The organism is Gordonia sp. DT101, assembly GCF_049844895.1.
GTDB lineage: Bacteria > Actinomycetota > Actinomycetes > Mycobacteriales > Mycobacteriaceae > Gordonia.
This window is the reverse complement of sequence record NZ_JBNCLX010000002.1, coordinates 661,734-687,323: the sequence shown is the minus strand read 5'-3', so window position 1 is coordinate 687,323 and position 25,590 is coordinate 661,734. Positions and strand designations below refer to the sequence as shown.

The 25,590-nt window shown below is 67.1% G+C and carries 28 protein-coding genes, 4 tRNA genes and 1 riboswitch; of the genes, 8 read left to right on the top strand and 24 right to left on the bottom strand.

The features are described from left to right. Positions 1 to 5: 5 nt before the first annotated feature. From ACLQ3I_RS09790 to ACLQ3I_RS09770, 5 genes are all read right to left on the bottom strand, one after another. Complete coding sequence (locus ACLQ3I_RS09790; RefSeq protein ID WP_425792702.1) at positions 6 to 515, bottom strand: TIGR04338 family metallohydrolase; 510 nt, start codon at positions 513 to 515, stop codon at positions 6 to 8. Continuing rightward, entirely contained in the window at positions 512 to 2,152 is a 1,641-nt protein-coding gene (locus ACLQ3I_RS09785; RefSeq protein ID WP_425801561.1) for an ABC transporter permease, read from the bottom strand. The genes ACLQ3I_RS09790 and ACLQ3I_RS09785 overlap by 4 nt, the downstream gene beginning before the upstream one ends. Next, positions 2,149 to 3,096 carry an ABC transporter ATP-binding protein gene (locus ACLQ3I_RS09780; protein WP_425801558.1) on the bottom strand — a complete coding sequence of 316 codons (948 nt, stop codon included), beginning with the start codon at positions 3,094 to 3,096 and terminating at the stop codon, positions 2,149 to 2,151. Before ACLQ3I_RS09780 ends, ACLQ3I_RS09785 begins: the two co-directional genes overlap by 4 nt. A gap of 62 nt (positions 3,097 to 3,158) precedes the next feature. Further along, positions 3,159 to 4,436 carry a methyltransferase family protein gene (locus ACLQ3I_RS09775; RefSeq protein WP_425801556.1) on the bottom strand — a complete coding sequence of 426 codons (1,278 nt, stop codon included), beginning with the start codon at positions 4,434 to 4,436 and terminating at the stop codon, positions 3,159 to 3,161. Positions 4,437 to 4,441: 5 nt separating this feature from the next. Further along, a complete protein-coding gene (locus ACLQ3I_RS09770; protein WP_425801553.1) occupies positions 4,442 to 5,563 on the bottom strand; it encodes a hypothetical protein in 1,122 nt (373 codons plus the stop codon). Between the two features lie 140 nt (positions 5,564 to 5,703). Between ACLQ3I_RS09770 and ACLQ3I_RS09765 the strand changes: the two genes are divergently transcribed. Beyond that, positions 5,704 to 6,672: a YhjD/YihY/BrkB family envelope integrity protein gene (locus ACLQ3I_RS09765; RefSeq protein WP_425792697.1), complete on the top strand. Its 969-nt coding sequence runs from the start codon at positions 5,704 to 5,706 to the stop codon at positions 6,670 to 6,672. A 4-nt stretch (positions 6,673 to 6,676) separates the two neighbouring features. On the opposite strand, the gene ACLQ3I_RS09760 is transcribed toward ACLQ3I_RS09765, so the two are convergent. The 5 genes from ACLQ3I_RS09760 to ACLQ3I_RS09740 all read right to left on the bottom strand — a co-directional run bounded on the left by ACLQ3I_RS09760 (position 6,677) and on the right by ACLQ3I_RS09740 (position 9,891). Next, positions 6,677 to 7,507 (bottom strand): DUF2786 domain-containing protein, encoded by an 831-nt coding sequence (locus ACLQ3I_RS09760; protein ID WP_425792696.1) that lies wholly within the window; start codon positions 7,505 to 7,507, stop codon positions 6,677 to 6,679. 113 nt (positions 7,508 to 7,620) lie between these two features. Then, positions 7,621 to 8,082, bottom strand: coding sequence for a VOC family protein (locus ACLQ3I_RS09755; RefSeq protein ID WP_425792695.1), 462 nt, complete (start codon positions 8,080 to 8,082; stop codon positions 7,621 to 7,623). Next, positions 8,079 to 8,543 carry a helix-turn-helix domain-containing protein gene (locus tag ACLQ3I_RS09750; protein WP_425801550.1) on the bottom strand — a complete coding sequence of 155 codons (465 nt, stop codon included), beginning with the start codon at positions 8,541 to 8,543 and terminating at the stop codon, positions 8,079 to 8,081. Before ACLQ3I_RS09750 ends, ACLQ3I_RS09755 begins: the two co-directional genes overlap by 4 nt. Before the next feature lie 22 nt (positions 8,544 to 8,565). After that, positions 8,566 to 8,835, bottom strand: a complete 270-nt coding sequence (locus ACLQ3I_RS09745) for an excalibur calcium-binding domain-containing protein (protein WP_425792693.1) — start codon at positions 8,833 to 8,835, stop codon at positions 8,566 to 8,568. A gap of 102 nt (positions 8,836 to 8,937) precedes the next feature. Continuing rightward, positions 8,938 to 9,891, bottom strand: coding sequence for an L-lactate dehydrogenase (locus tag ACLQ3I_RS09740; RefSeq protein WP_425801548.1), 954 nt, complete (start codon positions 9,889 to 9,891; stop codon positions 8,938 to 8,940). 153 nt (positions 9,892 to 10,044) lie between these two features. Between ACLQ3I_RS09740 and ACLQ3I_RS09735 the strand changes: the two genes are divergently transcribed. Together ACLQ3I_RS09735 and ACLQ3I_RS09730 are read left to right on the top strand one after the other, a co-directional pair. Continuing rightward, entirely contained in the window at positions 10,045 to 10,509 is a 465-nt protein-coding gene (locus ACLQ3I_RS09735; protein ID WP_425792691.1) for a hypothetical protein, read from the top strand. Then, positions 10,506 to 10,814, top strand: a complete 309-nt coding sequence (locus ACLQ3I_RS09730) for a transcriptional regulator (RefSeq protein WP_425801545.1) — start codon at positions 10,506 to 10,508, stop codon at positions 10,812 to 10,814. The genes ACLQ3I_RS09735 and ACLQ3I_RS09730 overlap by 4 nt, the downstream gene beginning before the upstream one ends. A 215-nt stretch (positions 10,815 to 11,029) precedes the next feature. Here ACLQ3I_RS09730 and rplA read toward each other — a convergent pair whose 3' ends face one another. The 6 genes from rplA to ACLQ3I_RS09700 form a co-directional block, all read right to left on the bottom strand. After that, complete coding sequence (gene rplA / locus ACLQ3I_RS09725) at positions 11,030 to 11,746, bottom strand: 50S ribosomal protein L1 (protein WP_425792689.1); 717 nt, start codon at positions 11,744 to 11,746, stop codon at positions 11,030 to 11,032. 130 nt (positions 11,747 to 11,876) lie between these two features. Further along, a complete protein-coding gene (gene rplK / locus ACLQ3I_RS09720; protein ID WP_164310977.1) occupies positions 11,877 to 12,311 on the bottom strand; it encodes a 50S ribosomal protein L11 in 435 nt (144 codons plus the stop codon). A gap of 86 nt (positions 12,312 to 12,397) precedes the next feature. Then, positions 12,398 to 13,267 carry a transcription termination/antitermination protein NusG gene (gene nusG, locus ACLQ3I_RS09715; RefSeq protein ID WP_425801543.1) on the bottom strand — a complete coding sequence of 290 codons (870 nt, stop codon included), beginning with the start codon at positions 13,265 to 13,267 and terminating at the stop codon, positions 12,398 to 12,400. 71 nt (positions 13,268 to 13,338) lie between these two features. Next, positions 13,339 to 13,785, bottom strand: a complete 447-nt coding sequence (gene secE, locus ACLQ3I_RS09710; RefSeq protein WP_425792687.1) for a preprotein translocase subunit SecE — start codon at positions 13,783 to 13,785, stop codon at positions 13,339 to 13,341. A gap of 38 nt (positions 13,786 to 13,823) precedes the next feature. Continuing rightward, positions 13,824 to 13,896 (bottom strand) — tRNA-Trp (locus tag ACLQ3I_RS09705). 234 nt (positions 13,897 to 14,130) lie between these two features. After that, positions 14,131 to 15,531: a PLP-dependent aminotransferase family protein gene (locus ACLQ3I_RS09700; protein ID WP_425801540.1), complete on the bottom strand. Its 1,401-nt coding sequence runs from the start codon at positions 15,529 to 15,531 to the stop codon at positions 14,131 to 14,133. Between ACLQ3I_RS09700 and ACLQ3I_RS09695 the strand changes: the two genes are divergently transcribed. Beyond that, positions 15,530 to 16,501 carry a DMT family transporter gene (locus tag ACLQ3I_RS09695; protein WP_425801537.1) on the top strand — a complete coding sequence of 324 codons (972 nt, stop codon included), beginning with the start codon at positions 15,530 to 15,532 and terminating at the stop codon, positions 16,499 to 16,501. The genes ACLQ3I_RS09700 and ACLQ3I_RS09695 overlap by 2 nt on opposite strands. A gap of 17 nt (positions 16,502 to 16,518) precedes the next feature. Here ACLQ3I_RS09695 and ACLQ3I_RS09690 read toward each other — a convergent pair whose 3' ends face one another. The 5 genes from ACLQ3I_RS09690 to ACLQ3I_RS09670 all read right to left on the bottom strand — a co-directional run bounded on the left by ACLQ3I_RS09690 (position 16,519) and on the right by ACLQ3I_RS09670 (position 18,476). Then, the gene (locus ACLQ3I_RS09690; RefSeq protein WP_425792684.1) at positions 16,519 to 17,601 is read right to left on the bottom strand and encodes a fused (3R)-hydroxyacyl-ACP dehydratase subunits HadA/HadB; all 1,083 of its coding nucleotides are present in this window, start codon (positions 17,599 to 17,601) and stop codon (positions 16,519 to 16,521) included. Between the two features lie 253 nt (positions 17,602 to 17,854). After that, the gene (gene rpmG, locus ACLQ3I_RS09685) at positions 17,855 to 18,022 is read right to left on the bottom strand and encodes a 50S ribosomal protein L33 (protein ID WP_003929651.1); all 168 of its coding nucleotides are present in this window, start codon (positions 18,020 to 18,022) and stop codon (positions 17,855 to 17,857) included. An 82-nt stretch (positions 18,023 to 18,104) separates the two neighbouring features. Then, positions 18,105 to 18,178: transfer RNA gene (locus ACLQ3I_RS09680), tRNA-Met, on the bottom strand. Positions 18,179 to 18,199: 21 nt separating this feature from the next. After that, positions 18,200 to 18,272: transfer RNA gene (locus tag ACLQ3I_RS09675), tRNA-Thr, on the bottom strand. Positions 18,273 to 18,395: 123 nt separating this feature from the next. Beyond that, a tRNA-Tyr gene (locus tag ACLQ3I_RS09670) sits at positions 18,396 to 18,476 on the bottom strand. A 196-nt stretch (positions 18,477 to 18,672) separates the two neighbouring features. Here ACLQ3I_RS09670 and ACLQ3I_RS09665 point away from each other — a divergent pair. Further along, positions 18,673 to 19,164, top strand: coding sequence for a YajQ family cyclic di-GMP-binding protein (locus tag ACLQ3I_RS09665; RefSeq protein ID WP_267630108.1), 492 nt, complete (start codon positions 18,673 to 18,675; stop codon positions 19,162 to 19,164). Between the two features lie 148 nt (positions 19,165 to 19,312). Here ACLQ3I_RS09665 and ACLQ3I_RS09660 read toward each other — a convergent pair whose 3' ends face one another. Next, positions 19,313 to 19,972, bottom strand: coding sequence for a hypothetical protein (locus tag ACLQ3I_RS09660; protein ID WP_425801534.1), 660 nt, complete (start codon positions 19,970 to 19,972; stop codon positions 19,313 to 19,315). Between the two features lie 97 nt (positions 19,973 to 20,069). Here ACLQ3I_RS09660 and ACLQ3I_RS09655 point away from each other — a divergent pair, with 97 nt between their 5' ends. Further along, entirely contained in the window at positions 20,070 to 20,999 is a 930-nt protein-coding gene (locus tag ACLQ3I_RS09655; protein ID WP_425801532.1) for an oxidoreductase, read from the top strand. A 252-nt stretch (positions 21,000 to 21,251) separates the two neighbouring features. Beyond that, entirely contained in the window at positions 21,252 to 22,670 is a 1,419-nt protein-coding gene (locus ACLQ3I_RS09650; RefSeq protein ID WP_425792846.1) for a stealth family protein, read from the top strand. On the opposite strand, the gene ACLQ3I_RS09645 is transcribed toward ACLQ3I_RS09650, so the two are convergent. Beyond that, positions 22,634 to 23,581 carry a phosphodiesterase gene (locus tag ACLQ3I_RS09645; RefSeq protein WP_425801530.1) on the bottom strand — a complete coding sequence of 316 codons (948 nt, stop codon included), beginning with the start codon at positions 23,579 to 23,581 and terminating at the stop codon, positions 22,634 to 22,636. The genes ACLQ3I_RS09650 and ACLQ3I_RS09645 overlap by 37 nt on opposite strands. A 113-nt stretch (positions 23,582 to 23,694) precedes the next feature. Beyond that, positions 23,695 to 23,787: riboswitch (TPP riboswitch) on the top strand. Here ACLQ3I_RS09645 and ACLQ3I_RS09640 point away from each other — a divergent pair. Then, positions 23,778 to 24,560 carry a 3-oxoacyl-ACP reductase gene (locus tag ACLQ3I_RS09640; RefSeq protein ID WP_425801527.1) on the top strand — a complete coding sequence of 261 codons (783 nt, stop codon included), beginning with the start codon at positions 23,778 to 23,780 and terminating at the stop codon, positions 24,558 to 24,560. (Overlaps the previous riboswitch by 10 nt.) A gap of 21 nt (positions 24,561 to 24,581) precedes the next feature. Here the strand turns inward: ACLQ3I_RS09640 and htpX are convergent, their stop codons facing one another. Then, a complete protein-coding gene (gene htpX, locus ACLQ3I_RS09635) occupies positions 24,582 to 25,442 on the bottom strand; it encodes a zinc metalloprotease HtpX (RefSeq protein ID WP_425792679.1) in 861 nt (286 codons plus the stop codon). Between the last annotated feature and the right edge of the window lie 148 nt (positions 25,443 to 25,590).

Below are 25,590 nucleotides of genomic sequence, written 5' to 3'. Positions count from 1 at the left end.
GCAGGTCAGGCGCCCACACCACTGTCGGCGAACACGACCCGGTAGACGAATGCCGCCTCGGGGCCCATCACGCGACCCACCAACTCGATCAGGGTGATCACGAACCCGCGACCGTGGGACGCGTCCGTCGAGTCGTCGAGGTGGTGTGCGATCTCGTGCAGGACGACGAGTTCGCGCAATGCCCAGCGCCCCTCCGCCGACGTCGGCACCGCGATCTCGGCTCCGTCGGGGGTTCGGCGATACTCCGCCGAGCGGTGACCGCGTCGTCGTCGCACCCGCACCGGTAGGGCGGCCCGCGCGAACTCTTCGGACACCGCGGGCAACGTGAGCACCCGCGTCACGTAGTCGGCCACCGACTCCACCGACGCGAACGACGCCTCCGAAGGCAAGGTGACCCGAGCGCCAGCCAGCTCCACCATCCGTCCGTTCGCCGCGCTGCCCGCGTGGTCGAACATGCGGTGCACGATCCGCTCGGCCGCATACATCTGGGCCCGGCCGGTGTCGCGCGGGGTCATGCGGGGATGTCGCGGCGGCCGAAACCGACCATCGACACACCCACCAGGAGGACCGCGACGACCGCGAGTACCAGCACACCGGTGACCGACACGTCGTCGAGTGGGACGTCGCCGACCGAGTACATCGGTGACAGCCGCAGCACCGCATCGGGCAGGTCGAGGATGCCGCCGAGGAATGCGATCGCCGTGGTGTAGCCCATCAACAGCCAGGCCAGCGACTGCCACCGCGGCAGCCAGCCGAACAGCAGCAGAGCGAAACCCGCGAGTACGGCGATGGCAGGCAGGTAGTCGATCCCGGCCATCAGTATGTGGCCGATCTCCGATCCATCCGAGAGTTGGCCGGCCACCACCAATCCCAGGGCCAGTGCCGGTACCAGCGTGACGATGACCATGCCGAGACCGATCACCAGGATCTCGGCGCCGAACCATGCCGGCCGGCCGATCGGCTGAGCCAGCGTCGTCTCCAGCCGGCCACCCGTTTCGTCGGCGCGCAGCCGCCCGACCGCGGAGATCACGAAGCCGCCGGCCATCAGAACCAGGATCACGACGGTCAACGCCACGTACAGGTCGACGGCCTGTCCCCTCGCGCCACCGTCGCCGAGCGCCTCGCCGATCGACGGATTCCCGGCGACCGCGTCACTCACGTCGTGCACGAGCGCGCCGAACACGATGGCGACGGCCAGTCCGCCGGCGGTCCATCCGAGGATCGACCCACGATGCTCGGCGATCGCGCGGCCGACGGTCGAGCCGGCGATCAACCCCGCGCGTTCGCCGCCCGGTCGGCTGGTGAACAGCCCCGAGCCGAGGTCGCGGGTGGCCGCCTGCCACCAGCCGACCGCGATGAGCGCCACCGCAACCGCGAGGGCCAGAGCCAATGGCCACCAGCGGGCATCGGGGGCGAACGGGCGGGTCTCCTGCTGCCAGGCCAACGGCGACAGCCATTTCCACGCTGTGTCACGGACGTCGCCGATCGCCCGGAACCCGTAGGCCGCCCCCAGCACCACGAGGCTGGTGGCGTACGCCTTACCGACGCGGCGCACCCACTGGGCGATGCACAATGCGACCCCGGTCCACACCGCGCCGAGACCGGCCAGCGACCACGCGTACAGGGCGGAGCTACCGGCGCTGACGCCGTAACCGAGCAGGCTGAACCAGACACCGAAGGCCACCAGCGCGAACGCGCCCAGCGCCAGGATCGTCGCGGCGACGGCCGGAGCCCACCGGGCCACACACCGCGACCGTACGAGTTCGAGCAGACCGGACTCCTCCGGCCCGCGGGTGGCCCGCAGAATGAGGTGCGTCGCCATCAGCGGGAATGCAAGAGCCGCGATGAAGGCGAACTCGTTCGCCGATACACCACCGAGAGTCGTTGCACCGTAAGGTATTCCGTTGATCGCGGCGAGCGCCTTGTCGCCGGCGAAGGTGGCACCGTAGGACTCGAACTGCTCGGCGGTGGTGAAGGTCGAGTCGATCGCGGCGACGGTCGCCAGGTAGCCGACGACTATCGATACCACCCAGATCGCATAGGGCTTCCACCCGGTGCGCAGCGTCAGGCCGATCATCGTCACCACGCCGGCGTTGCGACCGGCCGATGTGGTGGGCCGGCCGATCGCCGGAACGGTGGTGGCAGCGGTCATGACGCGCCGGCACCGTCATCGGCAGTCGCGGACTCGCCGGCCGCCTCATACGAGCGCAGGAACAACTCGTCGAGGCTCGGGGGGCGCACGGTCAGCGAGTCGATACCCACCGACACCAGCATCCCGACCGCGTCATCGAGGTCCGCGTCGCCGACATCGAAACGCACGTCACGTTCCTGGGCGTGCTCGCCACCGACGGCGGTGACCTCGAGATGGCCGATGCCCCGCATCGCCGACAGGCCATCGGGGTTACCCCGGGTGCGCGCATGGACCTTGCTTCGCGACCCACGGCGCAGCTCGTCGAGACCGCCGGACCGCACCGTCTGGCCGGCCCGGATGATGGTGACGTCATGGCTGAGCGTTTCCACCTCGGCGAGGATGTGACTCGACAACAGCACCGTCACACCGTCGTTCACGCGTTCGCGCACCGACTCCTGGAACGCCTCCTCCATCAGCGGGTCGAGCCCGGAGGTCGGTTCGTCGAGGATCAGCAGGTCCGCGCGTGAAGACAGGGCCGCGATCAGCACCACCTTCTGCCGGTTGCCCTTGGAGTAGTCGCCCGCCTTCTTGGTGACGTCGAGTCCGAACCGGTCGACGAGGTCGGTACGGCGTCGTTCGTCGAGGCCGGAGCCGGCCGAGGCGAGCACGTCGATGCACTGCCCGCCGGTCAGGTCCGGCCACAGCGCGACATCACCGGGCACGTACGCCAACCGCTCATGCAACGCGACCGCGCGACGCCACGGGTCCTCGCCGAACAGTCGCGCGGTACCGCCGTCGGCACGGATGAGTCCCAGCAGCACGCGGATCGTCGTGGACTTGCCCGCCCCGTTGGGCCCGAGAAATCCGTGCACCCGACCGGTGCGCACCCGCAGGTCCAGACCGTCGAGCGCCTGCGTACGACCGAACCGCTTGCGTAATCCGGCGACTTCGATGACGTTGTCCACGGCAGCCCCTTTCTCGTGTCACTGTAATTCGGCGACGAGCCGCCCCCACCTCCGACACGAGGTCAATCTTGTGCAATGTCGCGGGGCGCTCCCCCGGACACATCGACCAGTACCTGCAGCACGTGCGAGATACCCGGCGTGGCGATGACCCACCCGGCGAGCGCCCATGCCAGGTTCAGGTGGGTCAGCATCAGGCCGAACGCCCGCACTCCGTCGACCACCACTGTCGGCGACTGATATCGCATGCGCCGCAGCTCATCCTGATGGTCTTCGGCCGGCAGCACCTCGAGGCCCACCGGTGATCGCTCGACGATCCACGCGGTGAGTTCGCTGCACGGGTCACAACCGCGCGCGAGATGCACCCGCGCCGGCTCGCCATAGGTCACCGGGTGCCGACGCGGCCACCACGGCCGCACCGCCCGTCGGTAGTCGGCCCAATCACCACCGAATCGGGTTGCCAGTGAATCGTTTTCGACATAGGCGGCGATACCGGAGGAGAACGCGGCAGCAATCAGCGCGGCACCGGCAAGCAGTGGCAACCCGGTGATCACCGCCAACAGGACCAGCAGCAGCGTGCCGCACAATTGCATCGGGTTGCGTACGTACGCATACGGCCCCGACGTCACCAGGCGATCCGGCGGGTCCCACGGGTAGGGCGTCCCGCCGTGCCGCGCGAACTCCACCACTGCCGCCACCGCCACCAGCGCGACGACCCCGGCGACCTGCATCAACGCCAGGTCGAATGGTCCGCCGACCTGGTCGAGCACCGCCTCGGCCGAGCGTCCGGACATCGTCGCCGCAACAGCCGGAATGGCCACCAGCAGGATCGCGGTGAACAACACGACCTGCAGACAGACCCGCAGGCGCAGGCGTCGTCGGCGGGCGGTCAGTTCACCGAGCAGCACGCCCGGGAGCAGGCAGGTGATCACGGCGACCACCTCACCCCACCACCAGTGCGGCGAGAGGCGGACGGCGGGATCGAGGACCGGCATCAGATAGATGTCCAGCAGGATCAAACCGACCACCGCGTAGCGGGGCGCGATCCATCGTCCGGCGAGCACCGGGATCAGCGACCACAGCACGGCCCACCCGATGATCAGGTCCGCCGGAACCCCGAACCATCCGCCGCCGGTGGTGCCGAACGACCACCACCCGACCTGCACGGCGAGAACATTCACCGCGGTCAGACCGATCAGATTCCACAGCAGCGCCGGCACCGCCGAAGCGCGGCGCGCGATGTCGGGCACCGCAAACCACAGGGCGGCGGCACCGAGCACCGGCAGCATCGTCGCCAGCGCGGTGATGGTGGCGGCGTCGAGCCAGGTACCGGCGGCGGGCATGCCCATCACCGGTGCGCGTGGGTGTCGGTCGCACCCGCGGCCGGCGGTGTCACCGACACGTCCTCGAGTTCGATGGTCCGGATCAGGTAGTCGGCGGCGCGCCAGGTGACGAGGCGTTCGATGGAACCGAAATACCAGGAGGGTGACAGCAGACGGGTGTAGCCCAGTTCCCACCGGACCTCGGTGTGGGTGGCGTCCACGGCCCGCCAACGCACGCGCATCTCGTCCCACCGCAGCCATGTGGCCAGGGGGCTCGTGTCCGCGACGCGGCGGAAGGTGACCGATGTTCGGGTCCGTTCGTCGACCACCAGATGCAGCGCCGAGGATTGTTCGCCCCAGTGGTGCGCCGACACCGGGCCCGACCGGTGATGCGCGCCGGCGAAGGTGATGGTGCGGCGTTGCCCGAGGCCGAGTCCGCCAGAGTCTGCGACGGGTCGCGGAAACCCGATCGCCAGCAGACCGTCGGGACGGGTCGCCTCCAGCCGCAGCGGCGCTGCCAACGCCGCCGGCATCTGTGCGGCCGGGAGGTCGATGATCCGGGTGGCCGACGACGTCGCGTTACCCGGCACGGTGAGCACCGGAGCCGTGCCCTCCAACGCCAGGAGAGCCAACAACGCCGGCCCGACGAAGACCGCCGGACCACGACGTTTGGCGTCTCGCGCCGACACCGACACCCGCGCACCGAGATACACGAACAGATAGAAGATCGGTGCCGCCATCAGCACGCAGCAGGCACCCTCACCCAGTACGGGAACCGACAACAACAGCAGAATCGTGGTCACCTTCATCGCCATGCCCGCCGGACGCCTGGCCGGCGAACCAAGGGTGAGGACCACGGCCAGCACGAGCGGGATGCCGATGTAGAGGGCGGCCGACTGTCCCAGACCCACGCCCTTGATCAGCCGGTAGAGGCAGAAGCCCACGCCGAACGCCACGATCGCGGCCGCCACCCCCCATTGTTGGGCAGTGGGCCGATACCGACTCTGGGCACCGTCGCCGGGATCTGCCGACGGCGGGCCGGTGTCCGCGCCGCTGTCGTCGGGCACGTGCTCCGGGGACGGATTGTCGCCGCGGTCGCCGTCGCCGTCGCCGTCGGAACCGTGCGCGCCATCGGGTGGCTCCGTCAACTCCCGCCCCCTTTCCGCGCCATCCGCGCGGGTACACCCGGGATCGGATGGACATACGCTACCGAGACGGCATCCGGCACGGCCACTAGGATTCGACCGGCAGCCGTAGGCCACCGCCCGCGGGAAGGGAGACGTCTGGGGTGAGTTCTCCGTCGCTGAGTACCCGGGTGCGTGAGCGGGGTGTCACTCTCGCCAACCGGGCCCGCGTGATCCCTGGCGCGTACCTCGTCATCCGCATCATCCGTGACCTGGCCGTCAACGACGTGACCGACCGGGCCATGACACTGGCGGCCCAGGCATTCACCTCCATCCTGCCCATCGTCATCCTGTTGACGGCGTTGCCCGACCAGACCTTCATCACCACAGCGTTGAGCGGTCTGGGCGTCGATCCCGACCGGGTGGATCTCGTCTCCGATGCCACCCCCGGCTCGGCGACCGCGATCGGGGTGCTCGGCGCGCTCATGACCATCGCGGGCGCGACGTCGCTGTCGCGGGCGCTCGGCCGGATGTACGTGTCGGTGTGGCAGGTGACCAAGCTGCCGATCTCGGGCTGGTGGCGTTGGGTGGTGGTGATCTTCGTCTTCCCCGTCGGGGTGGTCCTCCAAGGCCTCGCGAGTTCGCTGCACCACGTCACGTTGAACGGTCGCACGCTGTTCGGTGGGTACAGCATCGTCGGCCTCGCACTGGAGGTCGTGGCGACCTTCCTCATCTGGACCCTGCTGTGGACCGTCGTCCCGCGGCTGCTGGTGTCCGCACAGGTACCGATGCGGTTGCTGGCCCTCGACGGTGTCGTCTCGGGGTTGTTCATCACGATTCTGCTCATCGGCAGTCGCCTCGCCCTGCCCACCATTCTCAGTGAGACCACCAAGCACTACGGCACGCTCGGGGCCGTCTTCGTCGCGATCAGCTGGCTGTTCTTCTACGCCGCGATCGTGGTGGTCAGCGCGATCGTGGTGCACACGCTGGTCACCGACGACGGTTTCGTGGGTGCCTGGATTCGCCGCCATGCCGGCACCACCCATCCCTTTCCGGTCCGGCCCAGCGAGTTCCTTGCCGACGACGCGTTCCGCATCGATCCACCCGTCCACGACGCCCCCGCCGAACGGTGAGGTCTCACTTGTCCAATGCGCCACGGGCCGAGCCGAACTCTCGGTCCGCACCGATCTTGGCCCGTCGGCCCGCCCGATCCCCCGCCTTGCGGGCCGCCTCGGAGTAGCCGGCCGACGCGCTCGACGGCCGCCAGGTGCCGCGCGCCTTGGATTCCGCACGATAGAAGTCGGTGACCTCGATCTCCTTGTTGCGCAGGGCCAGCGCGGTACCCGACGGTCGGTCCGCGTCGTCGGTGTCGGCGGTGAGCGCATCGGCCCGGGCCTGTTCGCGGGCCTCGTTCAGCCGCTTGCCGATCCGTTCGGCGAACGCGGACTGGAAGTTGAGCCGGGCGGTGATCGGCGAGAGCGGCTTGGTCTCCACGACCCGCCGCGTCCGCCACCCCGATCCGCGGCTGACCACCCGCGAGAACTCCTCACCCTTGTAGGCGCCCGACCGCAGGTAGGCGTCGCTGGCCGCGACCATCTGCACCACCAACGACGTGTAGAGGGTCTCGCAGGTGTCGATGTCGGCGGCGTAGCCGTAGGCCATGACGAACGTGGAGTTGCCGGCCACGTCGACGGTGATGTCGTTCGCCCGTGCGATCGCCACGAACAGCTGCACGTACGTCTTGAGCCCACGTTTGCCTGCCGCACCGATGGTGATCTGCCGCGAGATCGGTGTGGTCTTCTGCCGGCCCGCCGGGTCGTGCGCCCGGGCGACGGCCAGGTCGATCGACGCCGTGGTCGCCAGACGTTGCGCGGCCTGCATGAACGTCTCGGCCTCGTGCGGGTTGTCGGTGCCCTCGGCCTGTCGCAGCAGCGCCGAGATCTTGGAGAGCAGCTTGTCATCGCGCATATGGATCAGACTATCCAGCGGCCCGTTTGGTTCCGTTCCGTCGCGAATTCGTCGCAGGGCGACACGATTGCCACGGTGCCACTGGTTGAACAGTCCACGGCCTCCGACACGGCTCAGGAACCGTCAGGCGCCCACCGGGAGAGGTCGTCGTCGGTGATGTCCCGATCCGTGGCGGCGCGTTGGGTCATCCGGATCTGGTTGCCGAACGGGTCGCGGAATGCACAGTCGATGCCGTACGGCTGGTCTTCGGGTTCCTGGGTGAACTCGACGCCCTTGGCCAGCAACTCGGCGTAGGTGCCACGACAGTCGTCGGTGGTCAGAATCGTCGTCCCCAGCGCACCCCGGGTCAGCAGATCGCGAACGGTCCCGGCCGCGTCGTCGGAGATCGAGGGCGGGCCGGGCAGCGACAACAGGATCTCGCGGTCGGGCTGACCGGGCGCGGCGATGGTCAGCCACCGCATGAAGCCCATGTCGACGTCGGTGGTCACCACGAATCCGAGTCTCCCGACATAGAACTCGAGTGCGGCGTCCTGGTCGAGGACGTAGATGGAATGGATGCTGATGCCGTTGATCATGTGCCCGACGATACGACGATCGGACGTGGCCCGGCTTCTCCGAAACTGCTCGGATCCGCTCGGCTCGGATCGTGTCGGGGGCGGGTCCAGTCCCTCACGAAGCACGACGGCACCGGCGCAGGCGCCGAGTTCCGGCGGTACTCCGTCGGACTGCGCCCGATGATCGCGGTGAACGTGCGTCCGAAGGTGCCGAGACTCTCGTATCCGACGGCGCCGGCCACCTCGGTCACCGGGAGTTCGGTGTTGCGCAGCAGCGCGCAGGCCCGTTCGATGCGCCTGCGCTGCAGGTAGCGATGCGGCGTCTCGCCGAACACGTCCCGAAACCGTCGGGTGAAATGCGCCGGGGAGCTCAGCGCGATGCGCGCGAGGGTCGCGACGTCGAGAGGTTCGGCGTATGCGCGGTCGATGGCATCCCGCGCACGCAGGAGTCGCCGGTTCTCGTCCTCACGTGGGGTGAACACACCATTCAGTGTTGCTCACAGGTCAGTGTCGCTCGCAGGCGATGCCGTCGTTGTCCCCGTCGTGCGACGATTCCTGACTGTAGAGATTGTCGTTCACCGTGAAGTTCGTGACCGGTGTCCCGGATGTCGAGTCCACGGCCCCGGACTTTCCGACACCGTGCGGGTAGTCGGCGTTGAGGGCCTTGCAGTTGCTATACGCCGATGCCTCCGCCGGCGCTGCGACCGCCAACGGTGCCACGACGAGTGTTGCCGCGGCGAGCATTCCGACAAAGATCTTCCGTGAGCACCGCATGATTGCCTCTTCCCACATTCCTCGATGAATGCGGTGACGGTAGCCCCGCCCGCGGCGTCCCGGGTCCCGAATCGAACCGGGTTACTCCGAACGACCGAACGGCTAGAGCCCGAACTTCGCCTGCATCCCCCGCAGGGTTTCCGCCGAACGCATCAGACCCGACAACTCGTCGTCGGACATCGGCATCTCCAGGCGGGTCCGGGCTCCCCCGCGGTCGACGATCGTCGGCAGCGAGAGGCAGACGTCGTCGAGGCCCTCGTAGCCCGTGGCGACCGTCGACACCGGCAGCACCCGGTGCTCGTTGTTCAGCACCGCCTCGACAATACGGGTGGCGGCCAGACCGATCGCGTAGTTGGTCGCGCCCTTGCCCTCGATGATCTTGTACGCGGCGTGGACCACCTCGTGGTGGATTCGTTCGCGAGCCGCCGCATCGATGGCCTCCCCCGAGCCCAACGGCTTCCAGTGCAGCAGTGGCACGCCGCCGATGCTCGCCGAACTCCACAGCGGGATCTCGCTGTCACCGTGTTCGCCGACGATGTAGGCATGCACGTTCTGCACCGCGACGTCGCAATGCTGCGCGATCAGGAACCTCAGTCGTGACGAGTCGAGCACGGTGCCCGAACCGAACAGCTGACTATTCGGCAGACCACTGTATTTCAGCGCCGCATAGGTGACGATGTCGACCGGGTTGGTGACCATGATGTAGACGGCGTTCGGGGCCACCTCGAGCACCCCGGGCATGATCTTCTTGGTCAAACCGATGGTGGCCTCGGCCAATTCGAGTCGCGACTGCCCGGGCCGCTGCTTCGCCCCGGCGGTGAAGACCACCACGTCGGCGTCGGCGCACACCGACACGTCGTCGTCGCCGATGATGTCGGCGCGCGGGACGAACTCCAGTCCGTGCGACATGTCGAGGACCTCGGCGGTCACCTTCGCGGTGTTGATGTCCATCAGCGCGATCGTCCGTGCCACGCCCCGGATCAACGACGCATACGCGACGGCGGTGCCGACCGCTCCCGCTCCGATGATCGCCAGCTTCGTCGGTCGTACGTCCATCAAGTCACCACCTGATCTCGTTGGCCCGCCCCTGCCGGCGATTATTCCTGCATCGCCAGGGGGTTGCAGCGTTCTGAGCCGACGGTTGACTTTCCCGGCAGGAAAGTGGACGATGACTTTCCAAGTGGGAAAGTCAAACCGGAGGAGGAGCCGATGACCGACATGACGCCCGAACAGGCGCGCGCCGCCCTGGCCGCGGCCGATCGCGCACGACGCGACGTCGCCGAGGAGATCGGGCTGCCCCGGGCCTACTGGTGGGCCATGGCCTGCGGTTGGCTCGTGCTGGGCCTGCTGGGTCAGTTCGCGCCGTGGTGGGTGGTGACCGTGGCGACGGTGGCGTTCGGCGCCGGTCATGCGACGGTTGCCTCTCGCCTGCTGGACGGCCGACGTCGCAGCTCACGACTACAGGTCAGCCGCTCGGTCGCCGATCGTCGGATCCCGTTGATCGTCATCGCGATTCTGCTGACCGCGGTGGCGTTCACCATCGCGCTCGCGTTCGCCCTGCAGGCCGACGGCGCCGGACATCCTTCGTTGTGGGCGGCGGCAATCACCGCGCTCGTCGTCGGGTTCGGTGGCCCTGAGGTGTTCACGAGCACGCGCCGATGGATCGGTGCATGACCGCCGAAGCCGACGGCGCCGCCCGTTTCGACGAGCTGATCCATCCCAGCACCCGCCTGGCACTGGTCGCCACACTCGCCGCGGCCGATTGGGCGGAGTTCGCCTTCCTCAAGGAGCAGCTGGCGCTCTCGGACTCGGCGCTGTCCAAGCAGTTGTCGACGTTGGAGGAGGCGGGATATCTCAGCACCGAGCGCCGCCTCACCGGCCGACGACGAACCGTCCGGGCTCAGCTCAACGCGGCCGGCCGCGACGCCTACACCGGTCACATCGCTGCGCTGCGGGCCATCATCGGCGACACGACCTGACATACGACCCGCGGTACGACAAAAGCCCCCGACCACGACAGTGATCGGGGGCTTTGAGTCTGCGAGCGTCGCGCCCTGAGGAGCGCCCTTCGTGACACTCCGCTAGCGCTCCGTTCCTCAGGGACCGCCACGGCTAGCGCCGCGCCCCGAAAAGCGAGCTTGCGAACGCCCCTCACCCGCCCCCTGAGGAGCGAGCTTGCGAGCGTCTCGAAGGGTCAGCCCTGCGGGGCCTCGGTGAAGTTGCGGGTCACCAGCGGGTCGACCGGGATGCCCGGGCCCGTGGTGGTGGAGACGGTGACCTTCTTGACGTAGCGTCCCTTGGCCGCGGACGGCTTCGCACGCATGATCTCGTCGTAGGCGGCGCCGTAGTTCTCCGCCAGCTTCTCGACGTCGAACGATGCCTTGCCGATGACGAAGTGCAGGTTGGCGGCCTTGTCGACGCGGAAGTTGATCTTGCCGCCCTTGATGTCGTTGACGGCCTTGGTGACGTCGGTGGTCACGGTGCCGGTCTTCGGGTTCGGCATCAGACCACGCGGGCCGAGCACACGCGCGATGCGGCCGACCTTGGCCATCTGGTCCGGGGTGGCGATCGCCGCGTCGAACTCCAGCCAGCCGCCCTGGATCTTCTCGATCAGGTCCTCGGCGCCGACCTCGTCGGCTCCGGCCGCGGTGGCCTCGGCGGCCTTGTCGCCGGCGGCGAACACGATCACGCGGGCGGTCTTACCGGTGCCATGGGGCAGGTTGACGGTGCCACGGACCATCTGGTCGGCCTTGCGCGGGTCGACGCCCAGCCGGACCGCGACCTCGACGGTCGAGTCGGTGTTCTTCGACGACGTGTCCTTGGCGAGCTGCGCAGCTTCCAGCGGGCTGTACAGCTTGCTCTTGTCGACCTGTTCCGCGGCGGCGCGGTAGGCCTTGCTCTTCTGTGCCATTGCTCTGTTCTTTCTCCGTGAATGATGTTCGGGTTAGTGGTTGCTGGGCCGAGCCGGCCCTCCCACGTTTCCCGCCGGTCGAGTAGCCCGAAGCGCTAGCGCAGGGCGTATCGAGACCAGCGGCAGATCGTCAGCCCTCGACGTTGATCCCCATCGACCGTGCAGTACCGGCGATGATCTTCGCGGCCTGATCGATGTCGTTCGCGTTGAGGTCTTCCTGCTTGGTCTTCGCGATCTCACGGACCTGGTCCATGCTGACCTTGCCGACCTTGTTGGTGTGCGGCTCGCCGGAGCCCTTCTGCACACCGGCAGCCTTGAGCAGGAGCTTCGCAGCCGGCGGGGTCTTCAACTTGAAGTCGAATGAACGATCTTCGTACACGAAGATCTCCACCGGGATGACGTTGCCGCGCTGCGACTCGGTCGCCGCGTTGTACGCCTTGCAGAATTCCATGATGTTCACGCCGTGCTGACCGAGCGCCGGACCCACGGGCGGAGCCGGGTTGGCCTGGCCTGCCTGGATCTGGAGCTTGATGATCCCGGCGAGCTTCTTCTTCTTGGGAGGCATCTAATTGTTCCTTGCTTGTCTTCTTGCAGATCCACGCCCGCTGGAGACGTGAAAGTTCGTGGTCGCCCACCGTCGGTGGGCGTTGGTCAGATCTTCTCGACCTGATTGAAGCCGAGTTCGACCGGTGTCTCGCGACCGAAGATCGACACCAGCACCTTGACCTTGCGCTGCTCGGCGTTGACCTCGCTGATGGACGCGGGCAGGGTCGCGAACGGGCCGTCCATGACGGTGACCGACTCGCCCACCTCGAAGTCCACCTCGATGACCGCGGTCGCCGCGGCGGCAGCCGCCTCGACACCCTCGGCCCCGGCCTTGGAGGCAGCGGGCTTCTTGGTCTCGACGCGCGGCATGAGGAACTGCAGCACCTCGTCGAGCGACAACGGCGACGGCTTGGAGGTCATCCCGACGAAGCCGGTCACGCCCGGCGTGTTGCGCACCGCGCCCCACGAATCGTCGTTGAGGTCCATGCGCACCAGGATGTAACCCGGCAGCACCTTGCGGTTGACCTTCTTCGGCTGGCCGTTCTTGATCTCGGTGACCTCTTCGGTCGGTACCTCGACCTGGAAGATGTAGTCGCCGACATCGAGATTCTGCACACGGGTCTCGAGGTTGGCCTTCACCTTGTTCTCGTAACCCGCGTAGCTGTGGATCACGTACCAGTCACCGGGAGCACGACGGAGCTGCTTGCGCAGTTCCTCGACCGGATCGGCGTCCTCGGCGGGTGCTTCTTCGGCAGCGACCTCGTCCGCCACGTCGACTTCGTCTGCGACCGCGTCCTCGATGGCTTCCTCGACGACGGACTCGCCGCCCTCGACGGCTGCTGCGTCATCCTCGGCGGCCTCGACCTGTGCCTCGACACCGGGATCGTCGGTCTCGTCGGCGGTATCCACCGCCGACGTGTCGACCTCACCGATCGACTCTGGGGTCGGTTCGATCTCGTTCTCCGGGGTGCTCACTGCAGCCCACGCTCCTCTTTCGGTTCCGGTTGTCCTTGGCCTGGGCCTGCGCCCCACTGGTCTGGGTGGCGTCAGCCGAACAGCCAGAGAACTCCCTTGGCGAAGGCGATGTCGAGGCCGGAGATGAATGCGGTCATCACGATCACGAAAATCAGCACGACAATCGTGTAGGTGATCATCTCACGGCGGGTCGGCCAGATGACCTTCTTCAGTTCGGCGACGACCTGCTGCAGAAAAACCCACAACCGAACGAACGGATTGCGACTCTCGCCGGCAGGTGCCTTCTTCTTGCGTTCCTTGACCGCGACCGCGGATCCGGTGTCGGAGTCCGCGCCGCCGTCGGTGCTGGAGGCACTTGTCGATGAACGACGACCCCTCGACGAGCGTTTGCCCGACGGACGCAGTTCACCCGACTCCGCGCCGTCGACGTCATCGCGACTTTCGAGCTCCCCCACCGACTCGGCGGAGGTGTCCTCCGCGGCATCTTTGGCGCGGGCAGCTCGATCTCGCTTGCTCACCTTCGAGGTCCTCTCGTCTACGTGTGCCCTCACCAGGGCAGGGGCGACAGGACTTGAACCTGCAACCTGCGGTTTTGGAGACCGCTGCTCTGCCAGTTGAGCTACGCCCCTTTGCGACTGTGCGTGGCTGATAGCCACGGTACAGCTGCCTTCTCGACCTCCTCAGATCGGAAAACTCCCGACAAAACCAACGCGCCACCCTATGGGCAGCGCGCAAGTCTGAGTCAATCCAGACACTTCAGTGTAGATCACTGCCCAGGACAAACCCAAAACGGGTTCCTGCCGCCACCTCAGAGGTTGCTCATCGACGCGGTGGGCGCACCCATCAGCGACCTTCACCCGCGACTACAACGCGCCCGCCAGGATCTCCACCGCTTCCGCGTATCGATCCGGCGCTGCGGCGGCGAAGTTGAGCCGGATGAACGGTCCGGTCGGCTCGGTCGGAAACCATTCCCCGCCGGCCGAGATCGACAGTCCGCGAGCGAGCGTGCGGGCCGCGACCAGCTCGGCGTCGGTCGGTGTCCCGTCGGAGCCCTGGCCGGGCAGGGCGGCCCACAGATTCAGCCCGCCGCGCGGTACGCGTTCCACCTCGATCATCGGCGCACCGGCGGCGAGCTCCCCGACCAATGCGTCTCGACGCGCCTGCAGCGCGCGGCGCAGGCGCAGCAGATGAGTGCGCCACGTGGGCCTCGACACCACATCGAGGGCCACCGACTGCAGGACCGGCGCGACGTAGAGATCCGACACGGTCAACGCGTTCTCGATCCGGGTCCGAGCGGGTCCGCGCGCGAGCAGCGCGGCCACCCGGACCGTCAGCGACAGGCTCTTGGTCAGCGATCGGATGTAGACGACGTGCCCGTCGGTGTCGGAGCAGACCAGTGGTCTGGGACCGGCCTCCATCGCGAAGTCGTGTGCCCAGTCGTCCTCGACGACGAAGGCACGGTGCGCACGGACGACCGCCAGGACGTCGTCGCGCTGGGCCGCCGTCCACACGTCACCGGTCGGGTTCGCAAACGTCGGCTGCACGTACGCGAGGCGCGCTCCCGACGTCGCGAACGCCTCGTCGAGATCGACGGCCGACGGCGCGCCGCCGGTGCGTGGCACGGGGACGATGATCAGCCCGGCCTGGCGCGCCGCCGCGATCGCACCCCAGTAGGTCGGCGACTCCATCACGATGGGATCACCGGGTGCGGCCAGGGCGCGGAACGTCGCCGCGAGCGCCGCCTGACCGCCGGAGGCGATGACCGCGTCGGTGTCCCGCCAACCGTCCGCCTCGAGCTCGTCGACGAACCAGCGGCGCAGGTCGGGTAGCCCGGCCGTCGGTGGGCGATGAAAACTCTCCTCGCGCCGCACAACGCGAGCGAAAGCACTGCGGACCTCACGGACAGGTAGGAGCTCGATGTCGGGGTAGCCGCTGTGCATCGCGATGGTGTCGTGCGGGATCTGACGCATCGTCGAACCGATCGGCGACGCACCCGCACGTTCGGGACCGAGCGCGGCGGTCTGCCACGCAACGTCGGCCCGATCCGAGCCGACGTGTCGTCGCCGCACGAATGTGCCGGAACCGGATCGGGTTTCGACGACGCCCTCGGCCACCAGCTGCGCGAGAGCGCGCTGCACCGTCACCGGGCCCGCGCCGAACCGCGATGCCAGTTCGCGCGTCGAGGGCAGTCGACCACCGGCCTCGGCGGCCGCGGCGACAGAACGGAGGTGTTGCGCGATCCGCTGGCTGCTATCGTCGGACATGAAAGCCAATAGTAGCGCTATCGGCAACCCTCCTCCGGTGCTATCACAGCCGGGGATGCTGTGGGGCCTCTTCGGCGTCGTCGCCTTCTCGTTCACCGTGCCGTTCACCCGGGTCGCCGTTGCGGGACTCGACCCGTTGTTCATCGGTTGCGGTCGCGCCGTCGTCGCCGCCGGCCTGGCCGCGATCGCCCTCGCGCTGGGACGCGCCCGGCTCCCGACCACCAGACAGCTGATGAGGCTCCTGCCGGTGTCGATCGGCGTGGTGGCGGGATTCCCGATCCTCACGTCGCTCGCGCTCCGCGATGTCGGGGCCGGACACTCGGCGGTGGTCATCGGTGTGCTTCCGGCGGTCACCGCGGTCGTCGTGGCGGTGCGTACCCGAGAACGACCCAGCCGTCGGTTCTGGGTGGGCGCCACGCTGGGTGTGGTGGCCACCGGCGCGTTCACCCTCGCCGGACACGGCGCTCTCGGCACCGCGGGCGTCAGCGATCTCTACCTGCTCGGTGCGGTCGCACTCGCGGCGATCGGCTACGCACAGGGCGGTCTGATGTCACGTGAACTCGGGGCGTGGCAGACGATCTGCTGGGCGCTGCTGTTGGCGTCGCCGGTCATGCTGGTCGCCACGGTCATCGTGAGCGATGGTCGATTGCCGCACGCCACGACCGGCCAGTGGGCGACGTTCGCCTACCTCAGCGCCGTGAGCATGTTTCTCGGCTTCTTCGCCTGGTATCGGGGGCTGGCGATCGGCCCGATGACCACGGTCAGTCAGATCCAGCTCGTCCAGCCGGTGCTGACCGTCACGTGGGCGGTACTGCTACTCGGCGAACGGCTGACGGTGTCGCTGGTGATCGGCGGTGCCGCGGTGATCGGTTGCGCCACGTTCACCGTGCGGAGCCGGGTCGTGGCGCCGTCAGCCGACACGACGGCGCGACGCGAGGCGGATGATCCGTCTCGCGCCGCGCTGCGGTGATGTGTGGTCGGGTCCGCTCAGTTGAACTGAACGTGCGCCTGGGCGCGCCCGAAGATCTTGCGGTCACCCTGCTTGGCGACCATGGCGATCACGCCGCGGCGCGTCTCCGGGTCCAGCGACTTGATCTTGCCGGTGAAGTCGACCTGGGCGTAACCCTCCGCGGGCACATAGACCGGGCTGGTGAATCGCACGTTGTACTCGTAGATCGCTGCCGGGTCGCCGACGAAGCTGCTGATGAAGCTCGCGCCCAGACCCATCGACTGCATTCCGTGGGCCACGCAGGTCTCCAGGCCGATCACCTTGGCGACCTCGTCGGAGAAGTGGATCGGGTTGGGATCGCCGGCCACGCCCGCGTAGTTGACGAGGTTGCCGCGGGTGAGGGTCTTGGTGACGGGCGGCAGTTCCTGACCGACGGTCAGATCGTCGAAGTTGATCGCGGCGTATGGCTTCGGTTCCACCTGCGGATCCGGCAGGTCGTAGCGGTCGAACGGGCCGTGCACCGTGTTCGGCATGTCCGGCTCGCTGTCGACCTTCATCATCACGTGCTCGAGCTTGTCGAGGACCTCGGGATCGGCCTCCACCGCGGCACGGGCCACCAGGCTGGTCCAGGTGGTCATCACCGGCTCTTCGCGCTGGTTCCAGATGATGTTCTTGGTGATCATCACGTCGGTGCCGGCCATCTGGCGGAATGAGTCGAGCGAGACGTCGCAGACTAGCTGGTCGCCCACCTTGATCGGCTGGTGGAACACCAGGCGCTGATCGGTCTGCATGATCTGCCACAGGTCGTACCCGGTGACGACGTCCTCGAACAGACGACGCTGGGCGATGATCCCGAGCACCGACACGAACGTGGGCGCGGCGATGAGGGTCTCATGGCCCATTTCCTGGGCGGCCTTCTCGTTCCAGTGGACCGGGTGGTCGTCCTGCACGGCGCGGGCGTGCTTGCGGACCTCTTCACGCCCGACCTCGTAGTAGTCGTCGACCGTGTAGTTGAAGCCCACCATCTCCCTGGTGTGGGCAGCGATCTCCTCTGGACTGAGTTTCACACCCTTCTTCAACGCGTCGATCCGTTCCTGAACCTCGGCCTCGCTGACTGACATCGGATGCCGCTCCTTTGCTCGACCAATCCGCAGATGGTCGGGATCTCGTGGACGGTCCCTCGACTGCCGAGGGGTTCGGGCGTGGTCCACGGCGGTAAGCGTCGCGTGGAGGGCAACTCCCATCGCTACCGCTCGTTGTGTGGTGCCGTTCCTGCTCTCAGGGGGTCCGGTGACGGAGTCCCCTTGCCACGGTAATGGCTGCGGGCCACCTCATCAGAGGTAGCCCGCGTAATTGCCATTTTCCGCTGAACGCTCAGCGCGATTCCTTGTGCGCCTGATGCTTGCCACAGTTCGGGCAGAACTTCTTGATCTCGAGGCGATCGGGATCGTTGCGACGGTTCTTCTTGGTGATGTAGTTGCGGTGCTTGCACACCTCGCACGCCAAGGTGATCTTGGGGCGAACATCTGTTGAGGAGGCCACTTCGTTGCCTTCTTTCGGGTGGTACGTGGCGGGCTCGGCATGCCCTTTGCGTGTCGGGTCCGAGCTGGTCGGCACCGATGTGTAGCGGTGGAGGGACTCGATCCCTCGACCTCACGATTATGAGTCGTGCGCTCTAACCAGCTGAGCTACACCGCCATGTGGACTGGAGGTCCAGCGAGCCCCCTAACGGAATCGAACCGTTGACCTTTTCCTTACCATGGAAACGCTCTACCGACTGAGCTAAGGGGGCGTGCCCGAACGAACCCGTGAGCTGTTCGAGAGCCTTAACGAGGTTACACACGAACCCAGGCGCTCACCAAATCGCTGGTCAGCGACCGGTGGCGAGCGCCAGAGTTCAGCGTGGACCACGTCGTGGCAGGTATAGGATTCGAACCTATGTAGCTTGCGCGACGGATTTACAGTCCGCTCCCTTTGGCCGCTCGGGCAACCTGCCGTGCCGTCCGTCGGGCCGGGTCATCGGCCGTAAGAACAACGCCGTGAAGAATACAACGAACTCTCGGTGTCGACGCAAACCGGCTGCTCAGCACGGCCTCCCAGGTCCGCACCCGGCCTCCTTCGTGGCGGCTCGAGTAGTTGTTCGACCACCGCACCCCACAGGAGCGCACGGCCGGGCCGATAGGGTGTCACCCATGGCTGATTCATCGTTCGACGTGGTGAGCAAGGTCGACCGCCAAGAGGTCGACAACGCCCTCAACCAGGCCGCCAAGGAGCTGTCGCAGCGCTACGACTTCCGCGGCACCAACACCGGGATCGAGTGGTCCGGCGAAGAGAACATCGTGATCACCTCGGACGCCGAGGAGCGCGCGCAGGCCGGCCTCGACGTCTTCAAGGAAAAGCTCATCCGCCGCGACATCTCGCTCAAGGCGTTCGACGCCGGCGAGCCCGCCGCATCGGGCAAGACCTTCAAGATCAGCGGCAAGATCGTCGAGGGCATCGATTCCGAGCACGCCAAGAAGATCTCCAAGAAGATCCGCGACGAGGGCCCCAAGGGTGTCAAAGCACAGATCCAGGGCGAGGAGCTCCGGGTGTCGAGCAAGAAGCGCGACGATCTGCAGGCCGTGATCTCGCTGCTCAAAGGCGAGGACTTCGGGATCGCGTTGCAGTTCGTGAACTACCGCTAGCGGAGGTCCCCGCCCGCCGATCGAGTAGCGGCGACGAAGCAGCCGCGTCCCCCTCCGCCGATCGAGTAGCGGCGACGAAGGAGCCGCGTCCCCTCCGCCGATCGAGTAGCGGCGACGAAGGAGCCGCGTATCGAGATCACCGCACCCGCTACACGATGCCCAACTCGCGCGCCCGCACACCGGCCTGGAACCTCGACTGTGCGCCGAGCGACGACATCAGGTCGGCGACCCGGCGTCGGTAGGTACGCACACCGAGGCCGAGGCTGCGCGCCGCCGATTCGTCCTTGACGCCTCGGGAGAGCAGGTCGAGCACCTGCGGCGCGAGCCGGCGGATGTCCGCGATCCGCGCGTCATAGGTGGCGAGGTCCGTCGCCGATCGCCAGGCGGCCTCGAACAGCGACGACACCCCCTGCACGGTGTCGGCCTGGGTGATGACGCTGTAACTGCGCCCGCCTGCGGTCCGATCGCCGGCGAGGATGACCAGCCGACGGTCCACAATGATCGTCTCGTTGATCTCGTCGGTGGTGACGCGAATCTCCGCGCCGAACTGGTCGCGGCGCTTGGCCAACTCGTGTGCCGCCACCGGATCGAGGAGGGTCCCGGCCTGGTAGATCTTGCGGACCCGCTGATCGGGCCTGCGTTGCTGCGCCGCCGAGTCCGCGAGTTCCCCCGCGCCGTGTGACCATGCGAAGGTCCACAGATCGTTCGCCGCACAGACGACCTCGGCGGCCGACGCGAACAGATGTGCTGTCCGCTGGAGCAGTTCCTCCTCGCCACGCACGACGGTGACGGAATCAGTCCTGTGCATGCCACATATTGTGCGCCGACCCGGCCCGTCTCCGCAGGCGTGGCAGCTTGTTGCCATCGGCTGCCCCGACGTCGGCGGCGGAGCCATGCTGGATTCCATGACCACTGATTCGACATCCACAGCCACCATCCCCACCGCCGACGCAGCCGGAACCTGGCAGCTAGGCGACCGCACCGTCAACCGCATCGGCCTCGGCGCCATGCGCCTGGGCGGTATGCCCTGGGAAGCACCCCGGAGCCGCGACGACGCGCTCGCCGTCCTCCGTCGAGCCATCGAGCTCGGCGTGAACCACATCGACACCGCCGCGTTCTACTTCACTCCGACGCGCTCCTCAAACGAACTGATCAGCACGGCCTTGCAGCCCTACCCGGACCATCTCGTGATCACCACCAAGGTCGGCCCGAGTCAGTCCAGGGACGGTGAGTTCGAGCCGATGGGACGTCCCGATCAGTTGCGCAGTCAGGTCGAGGAGAACATCCGTCAGCTGGGCCTCGAGCAGCTCGATGTGGTCAACCTGCGCTGGGGCACCACCATGGAGAAGACGGAAGGGTCGCTGGCCGACCACCTCGAGGCGCTGGTCGAGCTGCGCGACGCGGGCCTGCTGCGCAACATCGGCATCTCCAACATCACGGCCGACCAACTGACCGAAGCGATGACCATCACGCCGGTGGTCAGCGTGCAGAACCGCTACGGCCTCACCGACCGCGCCGACGACACCCTGCTCGAGCTATGCCGTGAACACGACATCGCATTCGTACCGTTCTTCGCCGTGGCCACCTCCACCTGGGCCTCCCCAGAGGGACCTGACGACACCGGAGAATCCGAGATCGCGACCATTGCCGAAGCACACGGCGCCACCCCGGCGCAGGTCCGATTGGCGTGGACCCTGCAGCGCGGTGCGCATGTGCTCGCGATCCCCGGCACCGGCAACCCGGCCCACCTGGAACAGAACGTCGCGGCCGGCGGCCTCCGACTGACCGCCGACGAGGTCGCCGTGCTCGACCGCATCGCGTCTGCCCGCCGCTAGGGCGACGGGCCGGCAGGGCAGTCCCTGACCTGGGACTAGACTGGCGATGTCGCGGTTGCGGCGAGCATCCGGAAGGTCACCATCAGCAATTCCCCCGCCCCGATCGACGTCCTCCGTGCACCCCAGCAGGAGTCCCTCCACACCGCTGTACGTGCGAAGATCCCCGCCGAGCGCAATCCATGCGAACCCGATGTGGTCCGATTCAACGGCCGCCTCGCGTTGGTGAACACGAGCACCACACCCCACGAAGCGATGGTCGAGGACCTTCTCTTCCTGCGTGACGTCCTCGACCGGGCCGGGATCGGCTACCTGCTGGTTCGCGGGAACGATGAGCGTCCCGTGCTGGCGATCGACTGGGCGCTGCGCAAGCGCTTCAGGTCGGCGTTGACCGCCGCGTGCGCGGATCATCCGTTCTATGCCAAGACCGTGGGTGCGGGACGGGGTCGGCCCGCCCTGGTCGCCGACGGCGCGTTGTCGACGCACCGCAAAGCCCGCGTGTTCCGTCTGTTCCGACCGCGCGTCCACCTCGCCAGCGGCATGACGTTCGGAGCGGCGACCGGCGTGCAGATCGAATTGTGGACGACGGCAGGTGACGATCTGCTGTTGCCCGTGGCCAATTCGTTGACGCGACGAACGGTCTCCTCACGGGAAGCGGTACGCAGCGAGGTCGAGAGGTTCGGGCGCACATGGCCGACCTTCGAGAAGATGTTCGCCCACCAGGCTTCCGACATCACTTTCGACATCGATCTGGTGTTCTCCTGGGTGGACGGGTCGTCGAAGGAATGGCAGGCTCAGCGCGCCAGGAGGATGCAGAGCCATGTGGTCGGCGAGGGTGACGATTCCGAGGCCCGGTTCCGTCAGATCGACGAGTTGCGGTATGCGCTGCGCAGTGTGCACATGTACGCCCCGTGGATCCGGAGGATCTTCATCGCCACCGACTCGCCGAAACCTGCATGGCTTGCCGATGATCCGCGGGTGACGTTCGTGCGCAGTGAGGAGTTCTTCGCAGATCCGTCGGTCCTTCCGACCCACAATTCGCAGGCTGTCGAGTCCCAGTTGCACCGCATTCCCGGTCTCGCCGAACACTTCCTGTATTCCAACGACGACATGTTCTTCGGTCGTTCCGTGAGCCCGCAGATGTTCTTCTCCCCCGGCGGAGTGAGCATGTTCATCGAGGCACCGATCCGAATCGGACTGGGCTCCAACAACGATCAACGCAGCGGATTCGAGAATTCGGCGCGAGTGAATCGCGGGCTCCTCAGAGATCGGTTCGGCCTGGTCACCACCCGCCATCTCGAGCATGCGGCGACGCCGCTGCGCAAGAGCGTGATGGCGGAGATGGAGGCAAAGTTCCCGGCCGAGTTCGCGGCCACCGCGGCCAGCACCTTTCGGGCGGAGACCAACATCTCGGTCACCAACTCGCTCTATCACTATTACGCGCTCATGAGCGGCCGCGCGGTGGTGCAGCGCTCAGCCAAGGTCAAATACGTCGACACCACAGCGAAATCCGGCCTACGACAGATGGATTCACTCCTGACGAAGCGGTCGATGGACTTCTTCTGCCTCAACGATGGCAGCACACCCGACGTCGACCTGGACGTGCGCACCATCAAGGTCACCCACTTCTTGCAGAACTACTTCCCGATCCCGGCACCCTGGGAAGCCGTCTGAGCGGCTGCCTCGGGGCCGGGTATGCGGACCCCCGCCTCGATCAGTCGCCGCTCGGTCTCCGCCGGGCTCACATATTCACCGACCGTGTCGTAGTCGCCGACCGGGACCACTGAGTGGACGACGGTTTCCGGATAGACGTGCACCAGATTGAAGCCCTGGGCTCCGTTGCGGCCACGTAAGGCCCCCGCCGGACCGGTGAGATCCTGTGTGTAGCAGGTGGCCGACGCGACCGAGACGGGAATACCGGCAAACATCGCGGTGGTCGAGTAGTGCAGGTGGCCGGCGAGGATGGAGCGCACGTCGCTGCCCCTCAGAATGTCGGCGAGCCGGTGCTGGTCGCGCAACTCCACCAGTACCGCGAGGTCGAGTACACACGGGACCGGCGGATGGTGCATGGCCAGGATGGTGCCGTGTGGCGCGGGCACCGAGAGTTCGGCCGCAAGCCACTCCAATTGATCCTCGGCGATTTCGCCATGATGGCTCCCCGGCACCGAGGTGTCGAGAGCGACGACACGGAGACCGTCGATGTCGTAGACACGATCGATCGGTGCCGCCGAAGGTGCCTCGTCGAGAAGTTCCGACCGGAAATGCGCTCGATCGTCGTGGTTTCCGATGGACCAGATGACCTGCGCACCAATGGATTCTGCGACTTCGTCGACTATCGACCGCAACTTCCGGTAAGCCGCGACCTCTCCCCGATCGGCGAGGTCGCCGGTGAACAGCAGCGCATTGGGGCGCACGTGTGAAGCCTCGACTTCGGCGAGGATCTGCCGCAGTGTCACCTCGCTGTCGACGGCGCCGTACAGCGGGCCGGCATCGCCGACCAGATGCGTGTCACTCAGGTGCAGGATCAGGTGCGACGGATGGGGGTACTCCGACATCCGGATACCGTCTGGACCCCTGTTGCTCATCGGTCTCCTGCTTCCGCCCGCCCGATGTGCAGAGCCCGATTGGGCGCCTGCCTGTGTCCAACCCTAGACGTGTGTGCCTGAGTCGTGTGCTCGCGCGGGCGCATGATCTGATGAAACACGACACGGGGTGCCGCGCGGGCGGCTGAGACCACACCCGCCGAACCTGTCCAGTTAGCACTGGCGAAGGGATGTCCACATGAATGCGCTCGCTCCTGCAGTCTCCGAGCAGATCGTCCTGGTCACCGGCGGCGCCCGGGGCCTCGGCGCCGCGATCACCAAAGCTTTTGCCGCACAAGGAGCCCGGCTGGTCATCAATTTTCACCGCAGCGCGTCGGCCGCGGCCGCACTCGTCGATGAACTCGGCGGCGCCGGGCGGGCGGTGGCTCTGGGCGCCGATGTGACCGACCGTGACGCGGTGTTCGACCTCGTCGCACGGGCTCGGGAACATTTCGGCGCGCCGGTCTGCACCGTGGTCAACAATGCGCTGGCCGACTTCTCATTCAACGGCGACGACCGCGCCAAGCCCGACACCATCGATTGGCAGGCCTTCGACGCCCAGTTCCGGGGAACCGTCGCGGCCGCGCTCAACACCACGCAGGCGGTCCTCGGCGACATGCGGTCGGCCGGATTCGGCCGCATCGTCAACATCGGCACCAACCTGGTGCAGAATCCCGTCGTCCCCTACCACGACTACACCGCCGCGAAGGCCGCACTCCTCGCCCTGACCCGAACGCTCTCCGCGGACCTGGGCCCCGACGGGATCGCCGTGAACATGGTGTCCGGTGGACTCCTCCGCACCACCGATGCCAGCGCCGCCACCCCGACTGCGGTCTTCGACGCCATCGCCGCGGGCACGCCCCTGCGAACGGTCACGACACCCGACGAATTCGCCGATGCCGTACTGTTTTTCGCGTCGCCGTGGTCGCGGGCGGTCACCGGCCAGAACCTTGTCGTCGACGGCGGGTTGGTCAAAGACTAGGAACAGGACTACGCGACGCCACTACCCCCGGCCCGACCGCCGCGCCATCTCCTGCAAGCGTGCGATGCGGTCGGGTGTCGGCGGGTGGGACGAGAACATCTTCGCGACGTTCCCGCCGCGGAACGGGTTGGCGATCATCATGTGCGACTGCGACTCGATCTTCGGGTCCGGTGGCAGCGGCGCCTGATCGATCCCGCCGCTGATCTTTGCCAATGCCGAGGCCAGCGCCAGCGGGTCACCGGTGAGTTCCGCGCCCGACTCGTCGGCCTGGTACTCACGCGAGCGGGACACCGACATCTTGATCAGCGAGGCTGCCAGCGGTCCCAACAGGCTGATCATCAGCACGCCCAGGATGCCGGGGCCGTTCCCGTCACGGTTACCGCCGCCGAAGAAGAACGCGAAGTTCGCCAGGCCGGTGATGACCGACGCCATCGCACCGGCCACCGACGAGATCAGGATGTCGCGGTTGTAGACGTGCGACAGCTCGTGGCCGAGCACCGCGCGCAGTTCCCGCTCGTCGAGCAGACGCATGATGCCCGCGGTGCAGCACACCGCGGCGTTCTTGGGATTACGGCCGGTGGCGAACGCGTTCGGCGATTCCGTCGGGCTGATGTAGAGCGCCGGCATCGGCTGGCGGGCCGTCGTCGCGAGCTCGCGGACGATCCGGTACAGGACCGGCGCCTCGACCTCGGTGACCGGCTGCGCGTGCATCGACCGCAGCGCCAGCTTCGCGGAGTTGAAATAGACGTAGGCATTCATGCCGATCGCCGCCAGCACCGCCAGCAGCAAGATGGTCGGGCTGCGGAAAAGCGCCCCGATCCCGACGATGATCGCCGACATCAGCCCCATCAGGGCCGCCGTCTTCAGGCCATTGAAGTGCATCTGTCCCTCGTTCTCAGCATTCGACCGGCGCCCGTCGCCAGGTCCTTCATGTACCGAACGGACGACCGGGCGGCAGAGTTTCCTGCGCGACGTCGCGGCCCGCACACCTCGGTGAACTTTCGGGTAGTCAACTACGCGCGACCAGGGC

Excerpts from the sequence above, each read along its gene's own strand:
- ACLQ3I_RS09790 (WP_425792702.1), bottom strand. The coding sequence starts at position 515 with ATGACCCCGCGCGACACCGGCCGGGCCCAGATGTATGCGGCCGAGCGG.
- ACLQ3I_RS09785 (WP_425801561.1), bottom strand. The coding sequence starts at position 2,152 with ATGACCGCTGCCACCACCGTTCCGGCGATCGGCCGGCCCACCACATCG.
- ACLQ3I_RS09775 (WP_425801556.1), bottom strand. The coding sequence starts at position 4,436 with ATGCCCGCCGCCGGTACCTGGCTCGACGCCGCCACCATCACCGCGCTG.
- ACLQ3I_RS09760 (WP_425792696.1), bottom strand. The coding sequence starts at position 7,507 with ATGCGCGATGACAAGCTGCTCTCCAAGATCTCGGCGCTGCTGCGACAG.
- ACLQ3I_RS09755 (WP_425792695.1), bottom strand. The coding sequence starts at position 8,082 with ATGATCAACGGCATCAGCATCCATTCCATCTACGTCCTCGACCAGGAC.
- ACLQ3I_RS09745 (WP_425792693.1), bottom strand. The coding sequence starts at position 8,835 with ATGCGGTGCTCACGGAAGATCTTTGTCGGAATGCTCGCCGCGGCAACA.
- ACLQ3I_RS09740 (WP_425801548.1), bottom strand. The coding sequence starts at position 9,891 with ATGGACGTACGACCGACGAAGCTGGCGATCATCGGAGCGGGAGCGGTC.
- ACLQ3I_RS09735 (WP_425792691.1), top strand. The coding sequence starts at position 10,045 with ATGACCGACATGACGCCCGAACAGGCGCGCGCCGCCCTGGCCGCGGCC.
- ACLQ3I_RS09730 (WP_425801545.1), top strand. The coding sequence starts at position 10,506 with ATGACCGCCGAAGCCGACGGCGCCGCCCGTTTCGACGAGCTGATCCAT.
- rplA (WP_425792689.1), bottom strand. The coding sequence starts at position 11,746 with ATGGCACAGAAGAGCAAGGCCTACCGCGCCGCCGCGGAACAGGTCGAC.
- rplK (WP_164310977.1), bottom strand. The coding sequence starts at position 12,311 with ATGCCTCCCAAGAAGAAGAAGCTCGCCGGGATCATCAAGCTCCAGATC.
- ACLQ3I_RS09695 (WP_425801537.1), top strand. The coding sequence starts at position 15,530 with ATGAAAGCCAATAGTAGCGCTATCGGCAACCCTCCTCCGGTGCTATCA.
- ACLQ3I_RS09700 (WP_425801540.1), bottom strand. The coding sequence starts at position 15,531 with ATGTCCGACGATAGCAGCCAGCGGATCGCGCAACACCTCCGTTCTGTC.
- ACLQ3I_RS09690 (WP_425792684.1), bottom strand. The coding sequence starts at position 17,601 with ATGTCAGTCAGCGAGGCCGAGGTTCAGGAACGGATCGACGCGTTGAAG.
- ACLQ3I_RS09665 (WP_267630108.1), top strand. The coding sequence starts at position 18,673 with ATGGCTGATTCATCGTTCGACGTGGTGAGCAAGGTCGACCGCCAAGAG.
- ACLQ3I_RS09660 (WP_425801534.1), bottom strand. The coding sequence starts at position 19,972 with ATGCACAGGACTGATTCCGTCACCGTCGTGCGTGGCGAGGAGGAACTG.
- ACLQ3I_RS09655 (WP_425801532.1), top strand. The coding sequence starts at position 20,070 with ATGACCACTGATTCGACATCCACAGCCACCATCCCCACCGCCGACGCA.
- ACLQ3I_RS09650 (WP_425792846.1), top strand. The coding sequence starts at position 21,252 with ATGGTCGAGGACCTTCTCTTCCTGCGTGACGTCCTCGACCGGGCCGGG.
- ACLQ3I_RS09645 (WP_425801530.1), bottom strand. The coding sequence starts at position 23,581 with ATGAGCAACAGGGGTCCAGACGGTATCCGGATGTCGGAGTACCCCCAT.
- ACLQ3I_RS09640 (WP_425801527.1), top strand. The coding sequence starts at position 23,778 with ATGAATGCGCTCGCTCCTGCAGTCTCCGAGCAGATCGTCCTGGTCACC.
- htpX (WP_425792679.1), bottom strand. The coding sequence starts at position 25,442 with ATGCACTTCAATGGCCTGAAGACGGCGGCCCTGATGGGGCTGATGTCG.